The sequence below is a fragment of the Rosistilla carotiformis genome (assembly GCF_007753095.1).
Lineage (GTDB): Bacteria > Planctomycetota > Planctomycetia > Pirellulales > Pirellulaceae > Rosistilla > Rosistilla carotiformis.
Genome location: NZ_CP036348.1, coordinates 3,017,733 through 3,037,315 on the forward strand (window position 1 = coordinate 3,017,733; position 19,583 = coordinate 3,037,315).

Below are 19,583 nucleotides of genomic sequence, written 5' to 3' on the forward strand. Positions count from 1 at the left end.
AGCGTGACTCCGTAAGGGGCCTACTCGCCACCAAAGGAGAACTCGGGCATGGCACCTTCACCCATGCCCGGTTCGGGCATCGTGCTGGCAGCCTTTGCTTTTTGCAGTCGTTCGCGTTCATCGGCAAACGTATAGCGACGGAAACGGAACGCGTCTTCGATCTCATGTTGGACGACCAGGCCGCCATTCTCGTCGAACAACAGCATCTTTCCGGGAGCCAACATCGGCTCCTCCTCAGCGTCCAAGGCGGCTAGGTTTTCGCCTCCGGCAATGTCGACCAAGACGCCTCGTGATTTAACCGATGCGTTGTCCAGCTGTTTGATTTCCAAGGTCGAAGGATTGACGATCTCGTCGGTAAACGAGGGGTTATCGAGAATCGAGCCACGCGTCGCCGATTCGAATTGGGCTGTCCGTTCGGTCGCAAATCCCCAATCCCAGTTTACCGCGACAATATCGGCGGTCGGAGGATTCTTTTGGAAGCTCTTTCCTTCCTGCGACGTCATCACTTCGGGATGCGTCAGGCCGCCAGCGAACCATGACAGTTCGGGGAGCGACGCGGGCGGGCTCGGCTTACTCCAAGCCGACCACAAATAACCGGTTCGGTAGGTCGAGCCTTCCTTTTTGGTGATCTCTGCGTCGAGCATGGTTCGCTTTTGAATCCGTTCCAAGACATCGGGATCCAATGTTTTCAGCGGCGGTGCAAAGCGCCCATTGATTGGGTAGTTGGGATCTTCGATCGCAACTTGAATCCGATAAACGTACTTTCGACCCGGCTGTGGCCCAAACTTGTTTCGGCGAGGGCTGTCGCGGAAATCATAGAATCGAATCAGTTTGTATTCGGATGCGACAACGACCGTCGATCCCATCATGCCGTCGGGGCCCATCATGCCCATCATTCCCTCGGAACCCATCATCATTTCCGAGCCCATCATTCCCTCGGAACCCATCATCATTTCCGAACCCATCATTCCCTCGGGGCCCATCATCCCTTCGGCACCCATCATGCCGGGGATGCCGGTGCGCGATGCGGGACCACGATTTTGCAGGGCTCCGAGATCCAGCCGAGTTCCGACGGCTGGGCCGGTGACATCGGGGGCATCGACGGGCGTTTTTTCAACGGCGGCATTGTTGTCACGCTTCTTATGGCCTGCCAGCGGCACCAAGCTGTGCACGGCAAACTTCATGTAGTCTTGAATCAATAGCGGCGGAATCGGCATCGTCAAAACCGAATCCATGTATTCGGGCGAGATCACTTCAGGCGAGAAGCCCGCCCAGTGCTTGATGTACATCGAGTTCATGAAGTTATTGCTGGTGGTGACGACCCAGTCCCCTTCTTCCGCCAAAATCTTGGCATCGTCGGGTTCTTCCAACTCCGAAACATCGCGGTCGGTGACGTCGGCGCGAATTACGCGGAATGCAATATATTTGGGGCGATCGCGGCGCGGATCAAACCCCGTGGCATCTCCTAACGCATCCTGAAATGCCTCGTTCAGCAATTCGTTTGGCATGACGGCGGTGCCGGCAATAAATTGATGGGTGTAAGCGATCGGCCTTTGCGTTGCGTTTCCACGCGGGCCGCCCATGCCACCTCCCATTTCTCCCATTCCCATCCCCATTCCAGCTCCGCGATAGCCACGGTCGTACTTGGGATCCAATTTTCGAGCCATGGAAGCACCTCCCATGCCCATGCCCATACCCATGCCCATCTCCATTTCGCCCGCACCCATTTCGGGCATCATCATTTCGCCACCCATCATCCCTTCCATCATCATGCCGGCTTCGCCACCGCGCGGTTGGCGGCGGGGCCGTCGGCGGACAGGTTTTTTCTCCTCTTCGACTTCCATTTTCGGAGCATCTTCAAGCGCTTCAAACGGGTCGGGAGTACCTGCAGGCGGATTGAGGCTGAATGCACCTAAGACGGCAACCAGTTGGATTTCCTGAGGCGCATATTCGGGAGCATCGATTTCGGGATCGCGGCGTTTGATCTTCGAACGGCTCTTGGGGAAGCCTTTCTCTTTAAATTGAAGTCCGGCGTCGATCGAATCTCGGCTCAATTCGACGTTCTTTTCGTATTTGACCGTCGCCACACGCGGTTCTTCGCTTTCGATGGCTTCCCAGTGCGTGGTCTCCAGTTCGGTCATCACCTGATTCGCGGTTGAGGTCAGGTTTTCCGGATTCTTTGCTTCTGCAAAGGGCTCAATGCTAAGACCCTTGTAGATCAACAGCCCAAACACGGCCACGACCAGTCCCAGGACTAGCTTTTCCACATGATTGATGGCGAACTTCTTCAGAGCATCGCCGTCCATCTTGCCTTTCATAATGTGTCTCCCTTTACTGCTGCCGTCGGTCGTTTGGTCGTGGGTATTGGTTGAATGGGGTTTTCGATTGCCCCATGGCTGTCATCGCAAAGCTAATTCGCCGCAGCGGGCTCCGCCGCGACCGCTGGATTCTCTGCTGCTGCGGGCGGATCCTCTGGCGCGGCCACCGGTGGAACCGCTGCTGGTGGATCGACCGCCGCGGGGGCTGGTGGATTCTCCACTGGTGGTTCGCCAGCGGCAGGCTCCACGTTGGGGGCAGCGGGTTCCGGAGTGGCGGGGGCCTGCGTACCAGCGGCATTCGCCACTGGGGCTTCGCCGATCGATTGGTCGTTCACAACGGTTTCGGTCGTCACTTCTTCGACTCCCAATTTCTCCAGATCCGGTGGGTTGTAAATGTAGATCACACCATAGACCTCGATGGGAAGATCAAACGGGTATTCGTCGACCCGATTCCCACCAGGCATCCCGCCACCGGTCATCCCCATCTCTCCGAACCCAGCTCCCATGCCTCCCATCTCCATTCCCATGCCACCCATCTCCATTCCCATGCCGCCCATCTCCATTCCCATGCCGCCGGACGCAGCCCCGGTGCTGGAGGTGTTGATGCGGACTTGGCGGACTTCGACCATCAAGCGGGCGTTGCCACAGGCGGTCAGCAGTTGGGGGAGTTTGCGTTGATCCATCTTCAAGGTCAGCTTGACGGGCAAGCGTTTGGCAACATTCAAAAATGCATTTTCTGGGCTGGGGCTCTCCATCGCCGAACGCAATTCGCTGGCCGAGATCGGTTCGTAGGCCGTGTTGACGTAGCGGTTTTCGGCGGGATCGACAGCTTCCATCCCTCCTTCGCCCATCCCCATCTCGCTTCCCATGCCCATCTCCATTCCCATGCCCATGTCCATTCCCATCTCGCTTCCCATGCCCATGTCCATTCCCATGCCCATGGCGTCGCCCCCCATTTGCATGGCGGCGCGTGAGACCCGACCGACGCGGCCAGCGACGGCGCGGCCGAGCTGAATTTCGACGATCTCATGGACGGTGGCCTGAAACGGTTTGGTCGCGTTGCCGTTGACCGTTGAGACGATCTGCAGCAGATTTTTCAAGACCCAGAGGTCTTCTTGAGAATAAAGCACGTCCAGGGTCGATGGGGCTTCTTTGGTTCGCCAGGGGAAGACCTGTTCCAGCAGCATGGCTTGGCTTGCCGTGGACCAATTGACAAGCGTATCGGGTTCCTTGCTGACCGCCGGCCCCACGCCGAATTCACCCGGGCCGCCCATGCCCATCGGTTCTTGAAAACCCATCTCCATACCGCCAGCGCCCATTCCCATCCCCATGCCTGCGGCGTTGGATGCTGCTTTAAAATCTGCGGTCCATTTGGCGCCAACCACCTCGGCCAGGCCGGGCAATTGGCCTTCGATGTACAGCTTGTAACGGTGACGCAACGTCTGATCAACTTGGTCGATTTCGGGCATCGGGAATTCGGTCGTCGTTTCGATCGGCAGGTATTTGCTGAACGCATCGACAAAATCGCTGGTCCCCTTTTTGTTCAGCTCCGTCGGCCAGACCAAGATTTTTTCTTGGTATTCCCACTGACGCTCCCACGCGGCCAGAACATCTTGTTGCAAGATGTCGACACGCTTTTCCATTTCCGTATGCGAATGCGGATTGGGGTGTGTCGACGCGGTGCCACGGATCTGTGTCAGGGTGCTGTAGGCGCCGTTGATCGCCGTTTTCTGCGATTCGGCGTTCGCCACCAGCGATGACGTCGAGACCCACCAAATCGCGATCGAAACAATCATCACCAGTGCCCATACGCCCCAGAAAGCGTACTTAATCGCCGGTCCTAGTTTTTCTTTCAGCTTGTCCATTTATTTAATACTCGGATTAGGGACGGGGGTCTCGGCTGGCGGACAATGTTTTCGGTTCGTGATGCGTAACGGACTTGGAACGCGGTGGCTCGCGGATCAGGTTTGGCAACACCGCAACCCACGATTAGATTTCGTTTGCGGACTCTTCGGATTCCATTGCGGCCGCTTCTTCTTCAGCCAACGCGGCCGCTTCGGCTGCCGCTTCGGCTCGCAACTGCAATCGTACCGTTCGCGATTTGGGCTGCCAGCAGAACTGAAACGTCACCGCGTATTTTTTTGCGTCAAAAGATGGCGGTTGTTTCGTTCCATCTTCGGCGGCGGCTTGGCCCTTCGGCGGCACAACCTCCACCTCACCAAACACGTTGGTGTTTGTTTGCGGACCACCGGGCATCATGCCACCGGCCTGTCCTGTCGCTGGACCTTCGTATTCGGGGTTGGGGATTTTGACTTCTTGCAACCCGGGATCACTTAACAACAACGGAAACGAAATCCCCATCTCTTTTGTCGTGAAGGTTTCGGGCGTGATCGCGTTGTTCGAATCGGTCAACGGAATGTTAACCGAGCCGTTTAGGAATTTTTCGGTAAGGTACTTCCGAACATGGTTACCACCCTCTTCACCGATGATGTCGTTGTAGTAGTGGAAGCCTTTCATTTCCACGACCCAACCGGGACCTTCAGGACCGGTCAACGCGGTCAACTCTTCCAAGAACTTGGCTTCTTGTTCTTCGGTCGCTTTGTCGCGGCGCGTGATCCGGAACCAGTTCCTCATTTCGATGCGATATCGTTCGGCGATCGTTTCGGTGTACCATTCCGACAGATCGTCGAAGTATTGCGTTTCGATCGAATCGATGTAGATATCGGGGCGCTTTGAATAAGGCAATTCCAGCGGACTGGGGTATTGCGAGGGCGATTGATAATCGGGGTGATGCGGCATCAAGCCATCGAGCATCGTCAGGAATTCGATCCAAATCAGCCGTCGCTCTCCATTGCCGGAGAGCTCTTGGCCGACGTTCTTCAGGTATGCCAATTTGCTAATGTAATCGTTGTCGGTACTTTTGTGCGTCGTTGCATACGATTGAGGCTGCGACGATTGAGAGATCGCCGACGCCCAGCGCTCTTGCCGTACGACCGACCAGTCGCGTTGCACAAACAGATAGTGCCCAACGAAACCGGCCATCAGCGCCGCCGCACAGGCCAACGCCCACGGTTTTTTGGCGCGGATGATCCGATCGGTCAGGATTTCCTTGGGGACCAACGTTGTTTCGATGGGGCCCAGGCCTAGCGCTTGCAGGCACAGCCCATAACAAACGCCAAAGGTATATTGGTTTTCTTTGAAGACCGGCGACATGAGCACTTCGGAACCTTGCAGTCGCTTGAAGCCATCGAGCACTTCCAAGGTGTAGCCGAGGTTTTTGCCCAGATAGGGCCCCAGCCCCGGCAGCTTGACCGTATTGCCGGTCAGCAACAGCTTGTCGATCGTCGCTTCTTTGTGAATCGATTGAAAGAAGCCGATCGAGCGTTGGATCTCGGTGACCAGGTCGTTGAAGACCGGCCGCATCGTTTGGATGATCAGCTTCGGATCGTCGGCGTCGCGCGTGTTCCGTTTCAGATGTTCCGCCTTGGCGAACGTCATCTTCAGATCTTTGGTCAGCTGGCGCGTGAAGTGGTTACCACCCAGCGGCATGCTGCGCTGCCAAACTCGAAAGCCGTTACTGATGATCAGGTCGGTCGAATCGGTTCCCAAAGAAACCATGACGGTCGACGACGGCGGATTCTCGACATCAAAATCGTTCGCCTCCAGACGATCGTTCATGCGATCGTAGGCGAGCATGTTGTACATCGCGATCGGCGCCAATTGGATCAGATCGACTTCCAATTCGGCAACGTCGAAGGGCTTCAGTTGTTTGTAGACCTGATCGCGTTTCATCGCGAACAGCCCCACCTCGGTCTCCAGTGCATAGCCTTCTTCGATCGTGCTACCGGGCATCATCTGGAAATCCCAGACAACGTCATCCAGGTCAAACGGGATCTGTTGACGCGCCTCGTAACGGACGATGTCGCCGACCTTTTTGGCTTCGACGGGTGGTGGCTTAAAAAACTTGGAAAGACCGCTCTGGCCGGGAACGCTGACGGCCACCCGAAAGCCTCGGGTTTCATTGCGTTCTAAAAACTGCTTGAGCGCATCGCGGACCAGCTCTTCGGGATCGGCTTCGGGGTGGCTTAAGATCTTCGGGTATTCGATGTAGTCGAACGCGTTGGCGACAACTTCGCCCCCGACGATTTCGCAGCGTAGGGCCTTTAAAGCTGTCTGTCCAACTTCGATACCCCATACACTCGCATTGCTGGCCATGTGTTAATATCCTTGATCGGCCGCCGACCGACGCATTGTCTAGGCCCTGAACGGTCAGTTCTTTGTGTTCGAAAAGAATGAAAAGCTCAGTCTATCCTACGGGTGCGTAAAAGATGAGAGTAAAATACATTGCACCCCGACTTATTTAATTTATCGAGGTCGCCATCCCAATGTCAAATTTTCTCAGATGACAAAATCCGTTTTTTCCAAAGCGCACGCCCCTCGTGACGCTTATGTGCTGTTGCCCTGCCACAGTCTCGAAGACTTTCCCACCAAACTGACTGGCGATGACGCTAACGGGTTGCTGGTGGGTTGGTCTGTGTTATGGCATCCCGCGATCGTTGCGCTGACCGGAAAGATGCCGGTTTGGCATCGTGCCGATACGCCGCCGGAAGACCTCTCGGGATCGATCGTGATCGTCCCAAGTGCGTCTGAATCGGATTTGCCGACTGGAACGAAAGCAAGGGCTGAAACGGCTACCGACTGCGTGTTCGTCCCGGTTGCGGGGGACCGCCGCGACGACATCGCCGATCGCTTGCTGAGCGAACCGTTGCCGCGCACCGAGCGTGTCGCCGATTTCTACGCGCTCGCCTACGCCTACCTGCAAGTTCAATTGATGACGCGTCAGTTGCGCTACAGCAGCAATCTCGACGACGCCTATTTTGCGTTACAGCTGACCACCGCCGCGTTGGCGTGGCAGGCCGGCGACGACGACGCGACCAAGGACGCGCTGCACAACTGCTTCGATTTGATCGCTCAAGAACGCGATCATTCCTTCTCCGCCGATCCCTATCTCATCGACCTGACGCTGCTGGCCGAGTCGACCCTTGGGACCGAATTGGCCGACAGTCTGGCCGCCGACCGTCCGACCAATCTCTTGGCCAACGTCACCCTGCTGACGCGATTGCGACAAGAAAATTCTCAGGCCTTTGAAACGCTGAAGTCCCGTTTGAACGCCGACCAGATCGGCCTCGCCGGCGGCACGATCGATGACCACTTCTCACTGGATCTGCTGACGTGCGCTTCGGCGATCGAATATCTCAGCGAATCGCGGCAACAGTATATCGATCTGTTGGGAAAACCGCCTCATGCGTTCGGCCGTTTTGCGGGCGGGCTGCCGGGAGACTTGCCCACGTTGCTCAGCCAGCTCGGCTACGAGGGAGCGATTTTTGCCGACTTCGCGGGCGGGACCGACTATGGGCAAGACGAAGCAAAATTGCTGTGGCAGTCGGGGGATGCTGAGATCCAAGCGATCTGTTCGACTCCGCTGGATGCTTCGGACCCGCATGTCTTCTTAGGTTTGGGACCTCGCTTGGGCGAAGCTGTCGATGCCGGACAGATTTCGACGGCGATGTTGGTCCATTGGCCAGGAGCGGAATGCTGTGCCTACGAGGACTTGCGGCGAGCCAGCACCTGGGGACTGGCGTTGGGCAAGTTCCAAACGTTGGGAGAGTATTTCAACGAGAGCGAACGCCCCTACCATTCGTTTCAACCTTCGGCCGGCAGCCGTGGCGACGGCGATTGGTTGGCAAACCTTGTCAGCGACAAGATTCAAAATCCCTTGTCGTCGCTGGCTCGTATCACGCGAGACCAGATCGGGCGCGAGACCACGCGACCGTTGCGAGCCTTGGCCACTGCGGTCTCCGGGAAACCGAGCGCTAGCGACGCCGCAGCCGCGACCGATCCGGCGACGCAGCAGCGAGAGGAGCTTGCCGCCGCCAGCGCCGCGTTTTGCCAAGCTTTGGGAATCGAGCTTGCCGACGATTCGCAGACCGCCGATTCGATGGCGGTGCTCAACCCGCATTCGGCAGCTGCGCGACAACATGTTCCGCTGACCGGGTTTCCCCCCGCGGTCGGAGGTCCTGTCTACGCAGGTCACGCAACGCCCAGCGGTGCGGTTGCTGTGATCGATGTTCCTAGCTGCGGTTTTGCGATCGCTACGCCGGGAGACCGCGAGCCGCGTCAGAAGTGGTTTCGTGGTCCTAAGCCGTTGGCCGACGCGGAAGGTTTGCGAAACGATTTCTTCGAAGTTGCGTTGCATTCGCAAACCGGCGGGATCCTGTCGGTCCACACTCCCAAAACACGCAGCAACCGGTTTTCGATGCAGCTAGTGTTTGCTCAGCCGAACAACGCCGGAGAGCAGTGTTCGACGATGCGTTTGCGGAACAGCCGCGTGCTCCGCGCCGACACGACCTGTGGCGAGGTTTGCAATGACGTCGAAATCCTTTCCCCCGAAGGCGAACCGGTCGCGAACGCAACGATCCTCTATCGCCTGCAGCTCGGCTCGCGACAACTGCAGCTGGAGCTCGAATTCGAACCACTGCGGCCGCTCGAACCGCAAGCCTGGCAATCGTACTTGGGAGCGCGGATCGCTTGGGCGATGGAAGCGTCGACGCCCAAATTGATCATTCGCGATCAAATCCAATCCAGCAGCGGCCGTTATCTGCTGGCTCCTCAAGGCGTTTGGATCGACGAAGCGGGACAGTCGACGCTCGTGCTGGCCGATGGAATGCCTGCCCACCGCCGCGTTGGCAAACATATGCTGGATACGTTGTTTGTGGTTTCGGAAGAGACGCAGCGAAAATTTTCGCTCTCTTACGGTTTCGATATCAAGAACCCGGTCGCGGCATCGCGGCAGTCGCTTGCGCCACCCACGCAGCATCGTTGCCACAAGCCCCAAGCGTTCAATACCGGCTGGTTGTTCCATATCGATTCGCCGACGGTGATCGCCAGCGATTGGAAAACCGAGATCGAAGGTGATCGCCGATTTGTGTCGATTCGCTTGGTCGAGACGATGGGAAAATCGTCGAATTGTTCGCTCAGCTGTTTCACCAACATCGTGTCGGCAAGCATCGTCGACTTGCTTGGCAAGAAGCTTCGCGACGTGAAACCGTCCGGCGACGCGGTGATGTTAAAACTGACCGGGCACCAGATCGTTACCGTACGCGTGGAACTGGGGACCGATAGCTGATCGCTCGGTTTGGAGGCGTGATTCGGCCGCCGACGACAAAACGGCTCAGCTGCCGACGTTCATTCGTCGCAGGATGTCGAGGATCTTTTTGCTCAACGGCGTCAGCCGCGTGCGACTGTATTGATCGCCAAGCTTGCGGATTGCTTCAGCCTGCGTGGGATAGGGGTGGATCGTGCCTCCGATCTTGCTCAGTCCCAGCCCAGCGGTCATCGCGAGCGTGATCTCGGAGATCATGTCTCCCGCGTTCTCCGCGACGATCGTGGCCCCAACGATCTTGTCGGTCCCTCGACGGGTGTGAACCTTCACAAAACCATCCTCTTGCCCTTCGAGGATCGCGCGGTCGACATCGGCGAAGTGCTGGGTATAGGTATCGATCTCTATTCCGGCACTCTTCGCGTCGTGTTCGTACATCCCTACATGAGCGACTTCAGGCGAGGTATAGGTTGCCCACGGGATCGTTAGTCCGCTGGCTCGCTTTTTCCCAAACGGCCCGATCGAAAACAACGCGTTTTGGATCACGATCCGGGCCTGGAAGTCGGCGGCGTGCGTGAACTTGTATTTGGAACAGATGTCGCCGGCGGCGAAGATCCGTGGATTGGTGGTCTGAAGGAAGTCATCGACCTCGATCCCCGATTGGTCGTGGTTCACGTCAACCGCTTCCAGGTTGAGTCCCGCGGTGTTGGGCGCTCTTCCGACGGCGACCAACAATTGATCCACAACAACCTCCCGCGTGGTGCCTTCTTGAACCATCTGGACGCAGATCGCACCGTCGTCGGCGGGACGGACCTGCAGGTCTTTGGATCCGAACAGCATTTGCACGCCATCTTTTTCGAAGTGCTTTTGCACGACAGCTGCCGCATCGGGATCTTCGCGCGGCAGCAGCTTGTCACTGCGTTCCAATAGGAATACTTCGCTACCAAACCTTGCAAACGCCTGCGCCATTTCGCTACCGATCGGTCCGCTGCCGATCACCCCCAACCGCTTCGGAAGCTCTGTCAACGAAAACAGGTTTTCGTTGGTTAGGTAGGGGACGCTGTCGAGTCCCGGAATGGGAGGTGCCGAGGCGCGGGCACCCGCTGCGATCACCGCCTTCTTGTAATTCAGTTGGACCGCCGATCCGTCGGAGGCCGTTACTCCGATGGTCCCGTCATCGACAAAGCTCGCCTTGCCAAAGTAGACATCGATACCCATCTCAGCAAAACGTTGAGCCGAATCGTTGGGGCTGATCTGCGCTCTCAGTCGTCGCATCCGCTGCATCGCTTTTCCGAAATCAAATGCAACGCCCCGAGGTACCTCCACTCCGAAGGGTTCCGCATCGCGAACGGCTGCGGCTACGCGCGCCGCTCGGATCACGCCTTTGGATGGGACACAGCCGACGTTCAAGCAATCGCCTCCCATCAACTCCCGTTCGACCAATGCAACGCGGGCTCCCAACCCCGCCGCGCCTGCAGCGGTCACCAAACCCGCGGTTCCCGCACCGACAACCACCAATTGATATGGCCGCGTTGGAGTCGGATTGGTCCATCGCTGAGGGTGAACATTTGCCTCGAGGGCTTGGTTGTGTTCGTCGTGTGGCTGCAGCTGGATCAGTGGAGCGGTCATCGCGTGCTTTCGAGGCGAGAAAAGTGTTGGTTCGGTGTGGGGGACGCATCATTCGGCTTGCGAATCGATTGCATGTTGCGGAGTGCCACGATGGATGAACTTCATCGCAAATCGAACGATCAGTGGGAAGAGTCCCAGCAGCACAAATGCAAACACAATCTGCGACAACTGGCGAGGCGAAAAGACCGCGCCGATTCCGTTGTCGGCCAAGGTCTGAAGGTTGGGAACGCTGGCTCCGGCGTAAACATAAACCACCGTTGCGGCGAACATCCCCAGCTGGCTGACCCACCAAAAGGTTCCGACGCGGATAGGAGTCAGCCCCATCACCGCATTGATGACAAAAAATGGGACCGCCGGGATTAACCGCAGCGTGAATAAGAAGAACGGACCTTCCCGTTCAAAAGACTGGTTGAAGTTCTCCAGGCGTTTGCCAAATCGCTTCTGAATCGAATCACGAAACAGAAAACGGCTCAACAGAAACGCCACGGTCGCGCCCGCTGTCGATGCAAAGCTGACCAAGACAACGCCGCGGGCGAGACCGAAATACCATCCATAAACAAGCGTCAGCACGGCCGCTCCGGGCAGAGAAAGTCCAGCCACGGCAACGTAAACCAGAAACGCAGCTCCATAGACGAGCACCGGATGGTCGGTTTGGAACGCTCTCAACTGAGCTTCTTGTTTCGCCAGGTTTTCCAAGCTCAAGAGATCGCCAAACTGCGTGTAGGCGATCGCGATGGTAGCGACGACGAGCACCAGCAGTCCGATCTTGACGCCAATTCCAGACGTTTTGGGGGCGTCCTGCGGTTCACTGTCGGTCGTCATGGTTTACCCTAATCTTTTGATGAAAAGCGGCGGCTGATCCCAAGCCGCACTCCACTGGCGGCTCCCTATTGGGACGGTCGGTACAAAAAATCCTTACAACCACTTCGAAAAATTTCACGCACGCACGTCTCATGGGGACGCCTTGCCGGAAGAGGTTTGTCGCTGGAGTCGATTCGCGTTTCGAACGTATCGAGACGAAAAACGGACTGCACGTTTATAGCTGACATGTCATGGGACGCATTGGATTTCCGAAAGATTCTTCAAGCGAAAGCTCGGTTGCCACCGGCTCGCAGATCGAACATTCGGAAAGGAATTGGGAAATTTTGTAAGTCCCTCGAGTTTTCCACGTCTTGAGGGTAGGCGTTGCAAACGCGATGGAAAACACGAAGGATTTCAATGGAAAACGTTTATGATTCGAAAACTGACCACGCTCGGCCTCGTTACATTTTTGACCTTCGCGGCGAGCCTCTCGACGGCATTGGCGGGATCGGCGGTTTACGTCGGTACGCGCGTCGCCCAAGCCCGTCAGGTTTCAATCGACAAGATTGACCATGCTGCCTGGGATGCATTAACTCGCAAATATGTCGACACCGACGGTATGGTGAACTATCGCGGCTTGAAGGCGTCCGCTGCCGACATGCAAGCATTGGCGAGCTATCTGCAGACGCTATCGACAGCAAACCCCAGTCTGCCCGCTTCATCGGACGCGACGCTCGCGTTTTGGATTAACGCCTACAATGCAGTCACGGTGCACGGCATCTTGCGGGAATATCCAACGACCAGCATCCGCAACCACACCGCCAAGTTGTGGGGATACAACATCTGGAAAGACCTACAACTGTACGTCGGCGGCAAGCCCTATTCGTTGGACCAGATCGAACACGAGGTCCTCCGCAAGAAAGGCGAACCACGCATCCATTTTGCCATCGTCTGTGCTTCGATCGGTTGTCCCCGCCTTTTAAACGAAGCGTATGTCGCCGATCGGTTGCAGGAACAGTTGCAGCTGAACGCGAAGGACTTCTTCGCGCGTTCGCAAAACTTCCGCTTTGATCCCGCCAACCGACGCGTGCAGTTATCGTCGATACTCGATTGGTTCGGAGAGGATTTTGGCGGCGATCAAGCGGCTCAATTGAAGCGAATCGCCGAGTGGTTGCCGTCGCAAGCGGCGCAGGCCGCGGCGCGACAGAATGCGGTCTCGATCAGCTATCTCGATTACAACTGGAACCTTAATTCACAATAAGCCGCGTTGGAATGCATCAATTGTCAGGCAAACGCTTGACTTTCTCATCACCTCACCGCTGCCAAAGTCCTTAAAGCACGGTCGCGGTTTGATCCGAATCGGCGACTTGCAGCTGCGATCCGGCGTCGAACCACTTGCGACGGACGTAACCGATGGCGATCACTTGGCCATCGGTTGGCGATGCGATCGCCGATCGGATCTCGCCGCACGGCTTGTCCGCTTCGATCAACTTGGTTCCCGTCACCGGAACCGCTTCGCCACTGATCTGCATCTGCACCAGCTTCTTTTGTACCTGACCCAAAGCGTCCAAGCGGGCGATCGTTTCCTGGCCGAGGTAGCAGCCTTTGGTGAAGCTGATCGTTTGCTCGTTGCGGTCGACTTCTTGGGGCAAATTGGCGTCGCTGCAATCGATGCCAAAGCGAGGCCAACCGGCGGCGATCCGCGCCGCTTCCAAGACATGGCCATCGACGACGTTAAAACCTTGTTCGTTAAACCATTTTGCAACCGCTTCGGCAGCGTCGGCGCTGGCGAGAACCAGACAATCCTGCCCGCTGGTCCATGGCAATTGGAACCACGATGCGTCGGCATCACCTATCGTGAACCGGCCGCATGCCAGACGAGGTGCTTCGGCGGGCGTGAAGCCTTCGATCGCTGGCGATTGATGGCCGCTGATCAACCAACCGACATACGCTTCGCTGCGATCGGTGATCACCGCGTCTTCGCGGATGATGTAGCGATCGATATGCGACGCCAAGGTTTCTCCCTGCGATCCGCATCCTAACATCAGCATCCGTTGGGATTCGTTGAATCCGCAGACGTGACCGATCGCGCGGCCGCGGACATCGGTGATGAAGGTCTCCCAACCGTGGTCGACTTCCAAACGTTTAAAGTCGTTGGTGGTCAAGTTGTTCAGGACGGTGATGCGATCTTCGCCGGTCATTTCTACGACGCACAGGTCGTCGATCCGCACGCACGCGCGGCCCGCGGTAAACGCTTCGTATTGGGTCGTCATCGGATGTTGCTCGTTTTTAGATTTCGTCGGGTTCGCCCACGGTCGCGACACAAAATTGCGCGGCTCGTACGACGACGGTGTGTGAATATTGGTCGACCAGGTTTTGCAGCTGCTCACGAGTTTGGATCGCTCCCAATCCCATCTCCTCCAACGCTTCGCGAGGCAGCCCGCTGGCCACGACGATCCGCGATTCCTCGCGTGCTCGCAACAGTATGTTGGCGATCATTCCCTCGCGGGTGAGATCCTTGCGAGTTGCTTTCTGCAGATCTTCGTACGAAGCATCCGACGCCAGGCGACGGAGCGCCGGACCGGGAGTTTCGGTCAGATCGCAGCAGATCGCGATCGCGCCGCCAACTTCGACCAGCCCCTTGGCGACATGCAACGCCCGGGCGACGTTGTTCCAGTTCTGCTGTTGGTCGTCCCCATCGATACAGGCGATGACCAGCGAAGGAGGATTGGGAGCCGAGCGTTGCCAGGACGATTCGATCGACGCGGTCAGTTTCCGCCGGACGCCGCCCGGTGTTCCCGCGACGATCTCCGCCGCCAGAGCGTCGACGGTTGGCAAGACCTCGACGACCATCTGGATCCCCAGCAACCAAGCCGCTTCGTCGGCCTGCTGCCGAGCGGTGTGCGGCGCAGCTTCCGAGGGACGCCCGAAGAATTGAGCGTCTCGCACTCGCTGTTGGCTGCGGCGGTCGGCAAATTGAGGAAACACGCCTCCCGCTTCGCAGCGAGGGTCCAGTGCTCCATCGGGGCGGGCAATCGTCAGCGGAATGACAAAGTCGGCTTCCAGGATCATGCGGTTCAGATAGATCGGGTCGGCCGATTCGGAAGCGGCCAGATAGCCCAAGGTCGCTTGATCGTCGGGATCGTGCCGATGGACGGTCGCTTGGTTGCCAACGACTTCGGTCAACCGCTGCAGCGTCGCTTCGCTAGCATCCTCCCCCAGGACCACTTCGATCTCGCCGTTTGCGTCCGAAGCGATCGCGTCCAAAACGCCGGCGACACAATCGAAAAGGCTGGGCAGGTTCGGATCGACAACCACCGTAATTCGGTCTCCCGGCACGATCGCTTGATGAATTGGCGGGTAATCCTCGGCGTGCTGCAGCGCGTCGCGGATCGAACGCCGCGGATCGGGCAACGCTTGCAAATCGACAGGAGCTAGCGTCAGCACCTCCGCGCCGCAGTCGCTGCGGATTGCTAGCGGGCCATCCTGCCAGAATCTGTGAGGTTCCGGGGTAGACATCAAATCTTCGGGCTCCAGGGTGACGATAGTAGGAATTATCGGGTTTAAGCATGCGAAATCAAACGACGGCCGCTGCCGTCGATTGCCAGCATCTTAGAACTGGGCGGTTCGAAGCGGTAGGGCAGGCCAACCTTTGAGGATTTAACGGTGCAGATCAAGACATTCGGTTCATGGATGATGGTGGCGTGTCTGGTCGGCACGCTCGGTTGCAGTTCGTCCACGAAAACACCGACCGCGGCGTCGGGCGAGGGCTCCGACACCGCTGCGGAAGCCCGCGCGTTGATCGATCTGACGGCCAACGCCTACCAGACCGCATCGGCTTATCGCGACAGCGGCTACGTGCGGCTTGCCTATTCGCTGGCGGGGGAACCGTTTGAAGACCGGGCTCCGCTGGCGGTCAGCTTCCAATCGCCCAACCTGCTATCGATCGACGCCTACGCGGTCCAGTTGTCCAGCGATGGCAAGCGGCTGCAGGCGACGATCCAGGATCCAGAGACGAATCATTTTGATGGCCAATGCCTGTCGGTTCCGGTTTCCAGTCGGCTGACATTAGAAGAGGTTTACGCCGACCCGATGGTCGCTCAGTTTGCAGGTTCGGGGATGGGCGGTCCGGCCCCTCAGTTGGAATTGCTGCTGTCCGACAAACCGCTCGCCGCATGGCTGCAAGCTCCGGCGGAACTCGCTTTGGGCGAACGCCAATCGGTCGACGGTCGCGCCTGCCAATCGGTCGTGATCGACGCCGAACCGCTTCGCTACGTCCTTTGGATCGACGTCGAAGACTATCTGATCCGCCGGTTGGAATTGCCGTGGCAAGCGATCGCACCCGGATTGGCGAACGATCCGCAGCTGTCCGAAGCGTCGCTAACGATCGAATTGGCGGACGCTGAATTTGAACGCCGCTTGCCGCCGCGCGTGTTTGCTCTGCAAACACCCCCGATGTCGGTCCAGGTGACGACGCTGATCAATCCGCCCCCGGCGGCGCCCCACGCGTTGGTCGGTTCGCGCGTCGGCAGTTTTCGTTTGCCCGAATCGACCGGACGCTTCGACGTCAACGAATCGGGGAGCGGACGTCCGGCAACCGTCTTGATGTGGATCGCTAACCACGGTTCGTCGCAGCAAGCGGCGATGGCGTTGCAGCAGGCGATCGACGCGTTGCCGCAAGAGGTTCAACAACGGATCCATCCCGCAGTCGTAATGGCGGAACCACAATCGTCGGCCGACACCGGAAGGATGCTGCGATCGTGGGGCGTGGGCATGCCCTGGATCGACGACACGCAAGCCGTTGGCCGCGACGTCTTCCAGATCACCGAAGCGCCTTGCTTGGTCGTGATGGGAGCCGATGGTTCGGTCGAACTGCACCAACAACGTTTGAACGACGGTCTGTTGCAAATCTTGCCGGCGATCTTGACCGAGGTGGCCGATCGCCAACCGGTCGGCCGCCGGGCTCTCGATCAATACATCGCCAGCCAAGCCAGCTATCGCCGTCTGTTGTCGCAGCGCAGCGGCCTGCAGTTCCCGCTGTCGACCGAATCGAGCCTGCTGACCGCGGAGATCCGATCGAACCAGAACCTCCGTTAAGCTGACGTTTAGTGCTGGCTTGTCGCGGCGGAGAGATTTATCTTAGGTGATCCATTCTTTGACTCCCCGCTCCCACGCGACTTTTAGAACCGACAACCAGGCAAACTCAGATGATTCGTTGGACCGCGCGTTGCTTACTGCTTGCTCTTTGCTTCTCACCACAGATCGTTCACGCTGCCGACGCGCGCCCTAATGTGGTCGTCTTCATCGCCGATGACGTCAGCTGGAACGATTTCGGCTGCTATGGAAACTCGCAAGCGCGCACGCCGAACATCGATCGCTTAGCTGCCGGCGGCCTGCGGTTGGACCAAGCTTATCTGACCGCCAGCAGTTGCAGTCCATCGCGAGCGAGCATGATCACCGGTCGTTATCCGCACAACAACGGTCCGGCGTCGGAGTTGCATCTGCCGATTTCGGCCAATCTGCCTTGGTTCCCCGAACGTCTGCGTGAAGCGGGATATTACACCGCGCTGTCGGGCAAAAATCACATGTCGGTCGCCAAGGTGGAACCGCGAGCGCCGGAACGTCCCAAGGCGTTTGATACGATCGATAAGGGACGCACTAAAAACAACGGTGGCGGCCACGCGAACTGGGTTTCCATCACGAAGGATCGTCCGCGCGACAAGCCTTTCTTTTTCTGGTACGCAGCGTACGACGCCCACCGCGACTGGGAAGCCGACCAGGAATGGGATGCCGATCGATACGGTCCGCGCCACTCGCCCGAGAGTGTTCGCGTTCCGAAGTTTCTGGTCGACGATCTGCCGACCCGCCAGGATCTCGCCTCCTATTACAACGAGGTGACGCGGTTCGATTATTTCATCGGCGAAGTGGTGCAGGAACTGGCCAAGCAACAGGTGTTGGACAACACGTTGATCTTCGTGTTGGCCGACAATGGCCGCCCCTTCCCACGCGCCAAGACGCGGTTGCACGATTCGGGGATGAAGACCGGGTTGGTTGTGCATTGGCCCGCAAAGATCAAGCCGGGTGAGGTCAGCGAAAGTCTGGTCAGTGCGATCGACATCGCGCCGACGGTGCTGAGCGTTGCGGGAGCGGAGATTCCCGAAACGGTGCAAGGCGTTAGCATGTTGCCCTTGTTTACCGACCCGTCGGCTACGATTCGACGCTACGCCTTCTCCGAACACAACTGGCACGATTTCGAAGCCCACGGCCGCAGCATCCGCGACGGACGCTTTTTGTTTATCCAAAACAACCGCCCACAGTTTCCTTGGCAAGGTCCTGCCGATTCGGTGAACTCTCCATCGCACGAACAACTGCGTTTGCAACGCGATGGCAAAAAACTGACCGCCGCACAACAGGACGTCTTCACCGCGCCACGACCTGAGGAAGAACTGTATCTTGTCGACGCGGATCCCGATCAACTGAACAACTTGATCGACGACAAGCGTTACGCCACCGATGCCGACCGATTGCGCAAGCTGTTGGCCGAGTGGTCCGAAGCGACCGGGGATACGGTTCCCGATCAGATCTCGTCCGATTCGTTCGATCGGGAAACGGGAGATCGGCTGCCGATGGAAAAGAACGCTTTCCGTGGAACGCCTGCCGGGACCGAGCGGAATGCGACGACGGTTAACAACCCAGGTCCAAGGTAGCTGCGCGTGAGCCCACTCTATCGACTCGGATGTCCGCTGTGGGATTGCCCGGAATGGCAAGGCAGCCTCTACAAACCTGGCGCTCCCGCTGCGCAGTGGTTGAGTCAATACAGCCGCGTCTTCAGAACCGTCGAAGAACCGACCAGCCGCGATGGCAAAGTCGATCTGCGAAAAGTGAAGCGTTGGTGCCGGACGACGTCCGACGATTTCCGGTTTGTTCTGCCCTTCCCACGCAGCGTCACCGACGACGCGATGCTGCAAGGGGAACTGTTGGATCTGGATCCGTTTTTGGATCTCTTAAGCGTGTTGCAAGATCACGATCGCTTGGGCCCGTCGCGCCTGCAGTTGCCCGCGACCTTCGATGTGCAGATGTTGCCTGTGTTGGAGCAATTTTTGGAGTCGATGCCGGTCGAGTTTCCGATCGCGGTCGAGGCGCAGCATCCCGACTTCTTTGCCGACGCACCGGCCGGTCGCAAGTTGCATCGGTTGCTGAAACGGCTGCGTCTGGATCGGTCGATCGTTGCGGAGTGGGATCCCGACGATCCGATCACGCAAGCCGCGGCCAACGGATCGCGGCGGATCCGCTTTCCCGAACAAGTTCGCTGCGATGCGACCGGCCCGATGCCGATGTTACGACTTTGCGGAGCCAGGTTGGATCAGCTTCTGGTCCCGACTTGGCTCGACGTTTGGGCCGATGTCGTCGCCGACTGGATCGTGAAAAAGAAGCGACCCTACGTTTTTATCGACGTCGAAAATGTAAGCGATGGACCGGTGATCGCGGAGATGTTTCACGAGCGGGTGCAAGCGTTGTTGCCCGAAGTGGCGGCGATGTCTCGATGGCCCGGGCGCGGCATGGCGGTGCAGTTGCAGCTTTTCTAGTCCATTGAAAAAGATCAGAATTGAAGATTGCGGAGGCTGCCGGCACGGGAACGTCGTCGGCCGGTTCAGCTGCGATTCGCGAATCTCTTC

At 58.0% G+C, this 19,583-nt stretch carries 12 protein-coding genes; 5 read left to right on the top strand and 7 right to left on the bottom strand.

Going from position 1 to position 19,583, the window contains the following annotated elements:
* Positions 1-20: 20 nt before the first annotated feature.
* The 3 genes from Poly24_RS11075 to pilM form a co-directional block, all read right to left on the bottom strand.
* On the bottom strand, positions 21-2,318 hold the full coding sequence (locus tag Poly24_RS11075) for a hypothetical protein (protein WP_145094677.1): 2,298 nt from the start codon (positions 2,316-2,318) through the stop codon (positions 21-23).
* A gap of 92 nt (positions 2,319-2,410) precedes the next feature.
* Positions 2,411-4,183: a hypothetical protein gene (locus tag Poly24_RS27015; protein ID WP_197452494.1), complete on the bottom strand. Its 1,773-nt coding sequence runs from the start codon at positions 4,181-4,183 to the stop codon at positions 2,411-2,413.
* A gap of 124 nt (positions 4,184-4,307) precedes the next feature.
* On the bottom strand, positions 4,308-6,533 hold the full coding sequence (gene pilM, locus Poly24_RS11085; RefSeq protein WP_145094680.1) for a type IV pilus assembly protein PilM: 2,226 nt from the start codon (positions 6,531-6,533) through the stop codon (positions 4,308-4,310).
* A 187-nt stretch (positions 6,534-6,720) separates the two neighbouring features.
* On the opposite strand from pilM, the gene Poly24_RS11090 reads away from it, so the two are divergent.
* Complete coding sequence (locus Poly24_RS11090) at positions 6,721-9,504, top strand: hypothetical protein (protein WP_145094683.1); 2,784 nt, start codon at positions 6,721-6,723, stop codon at positions 9,502-9,504.
* 45 nt (positions 9,505-9,549) lie between these two features.
* On the opposite strand, the gene Poly24_RS11095 is transcribed toward Poly24_RS11090, so the two are convergent.
* Both Poly24_RS11095 and Poly24_RS11100 read right to left on the bottom strand, forming a co-directional pair.
* A complete protein-coding gene (locus tag Poly24_RS11095) occupies positions 9,550-11,106 on the bottom strand; it encodes a mercuric reductase (RefSeq protein WP_231753577.1) in 1,557 nt (518 codons plus the stop codon).
* A gap of 48 nt (positions 11,107-11,154) precedes the next feature.
* Positions 11,155-11,928 carry a TVP38/TMEM64 family protein gene (locus tag Poly24_RS11100; protein WP_145094686.1) on the bottom strand — a complete coding sequence of 258 codons (774 nt, stop codon included), beginning with the start codon at positions 11,926-11,928 and terminating at the stop codon, positions 11,155-11,157.
* Between the two features lie 409 nt (positions 11,929-12,337).
* On the opposite strand from Poly24_RS11100, the gene Poly24_RS11105 reads away from it, so the two are divergent.
* Entirely contained in the window at positions 12,338-13,168 is an 831-nt protein-coding gene (locus Poly24_RS11105) for a DUF547 domain-containing protein (protein WP_145094689.1), read from the top strand.
* A gap of 70 nt (positions 13,169-13,238) precedes the next feature.
* Here the strand turns inward: Poly24_RS11105 and ygfZ are convergent, their stop codons facing one another.
* Positions 13,239-14,180 (bottom strand): CAF17-like 4Fe-4S cluster assembly/insertion protein YgfZ, encoded by a 942-nt coding sequence (gene ygfZ, locus Poly24_RS11110; protein WP_145094692.1) that lies wholly within the window; start codon positions 14,178-14,180, stop codon positions 13,239-13,241.
* Between the two features lie 16 nt (positions 14,181-14,196).
* Positions 14,197-15,426 (bottom strand): lactate racemase domain-containing protein, encoded by a 1,230-nt coding sequence (locus Poly24_RS11115; RefSeq protein WP_145094694.1) that lies wholly within the window; start codon positions 15,424-15,426, stop codon positions 14,197-14,199.
* 147 nt (positions 15,427-15,573) lie between these two features.
* On the opposite strand from Poly24_RS11115, the gene Poly24_RS11120 reads away from it, so the two are divergent.
* The 3 genes from Poly24_RS11120 (at position 15,574) to Poly24_RS11130 (ending at position 19,493) form a co-directional block, all read left to right on the top strand.
* On the top strand, positions 15,574-17,004 hold the full coding sequence (locus Poly24_RS11120; protein ID WP_145094697.1) for a hypothetical protein: 1,431 nt from the start codon (positions 15,574-15,576) through the stop codon (positions 17,002-17,004).
* Positions 17,005-17,114: 110 nt separating this feature from the next.
* Positions 17,115-18,614, top strand: coding sequence for a sulfatase family protein (locus tag Poly24_RS11125; protein ID WP_145094700.1), 1,500 nt, complete (start codon positions 17,115-17,117; stop codon positions 18,612-18,614).
* Positions 18,615-18,620: 6 nt separating this feature from the next.
* On the top strand, positions 18,621-19,493 hold the full coding sequence (locus tag Poly24_RS11130) for a DUF72 domain-containing protein (RefSeq protein ID WP_197452495.1): 873 nt from the start codon (positions 18,621-18,623) through the stop codon (positions 19,491-19,493).
* The last annotated feature ends 90 nt before the right edge of the window (positions 19,494-19,583 follow it).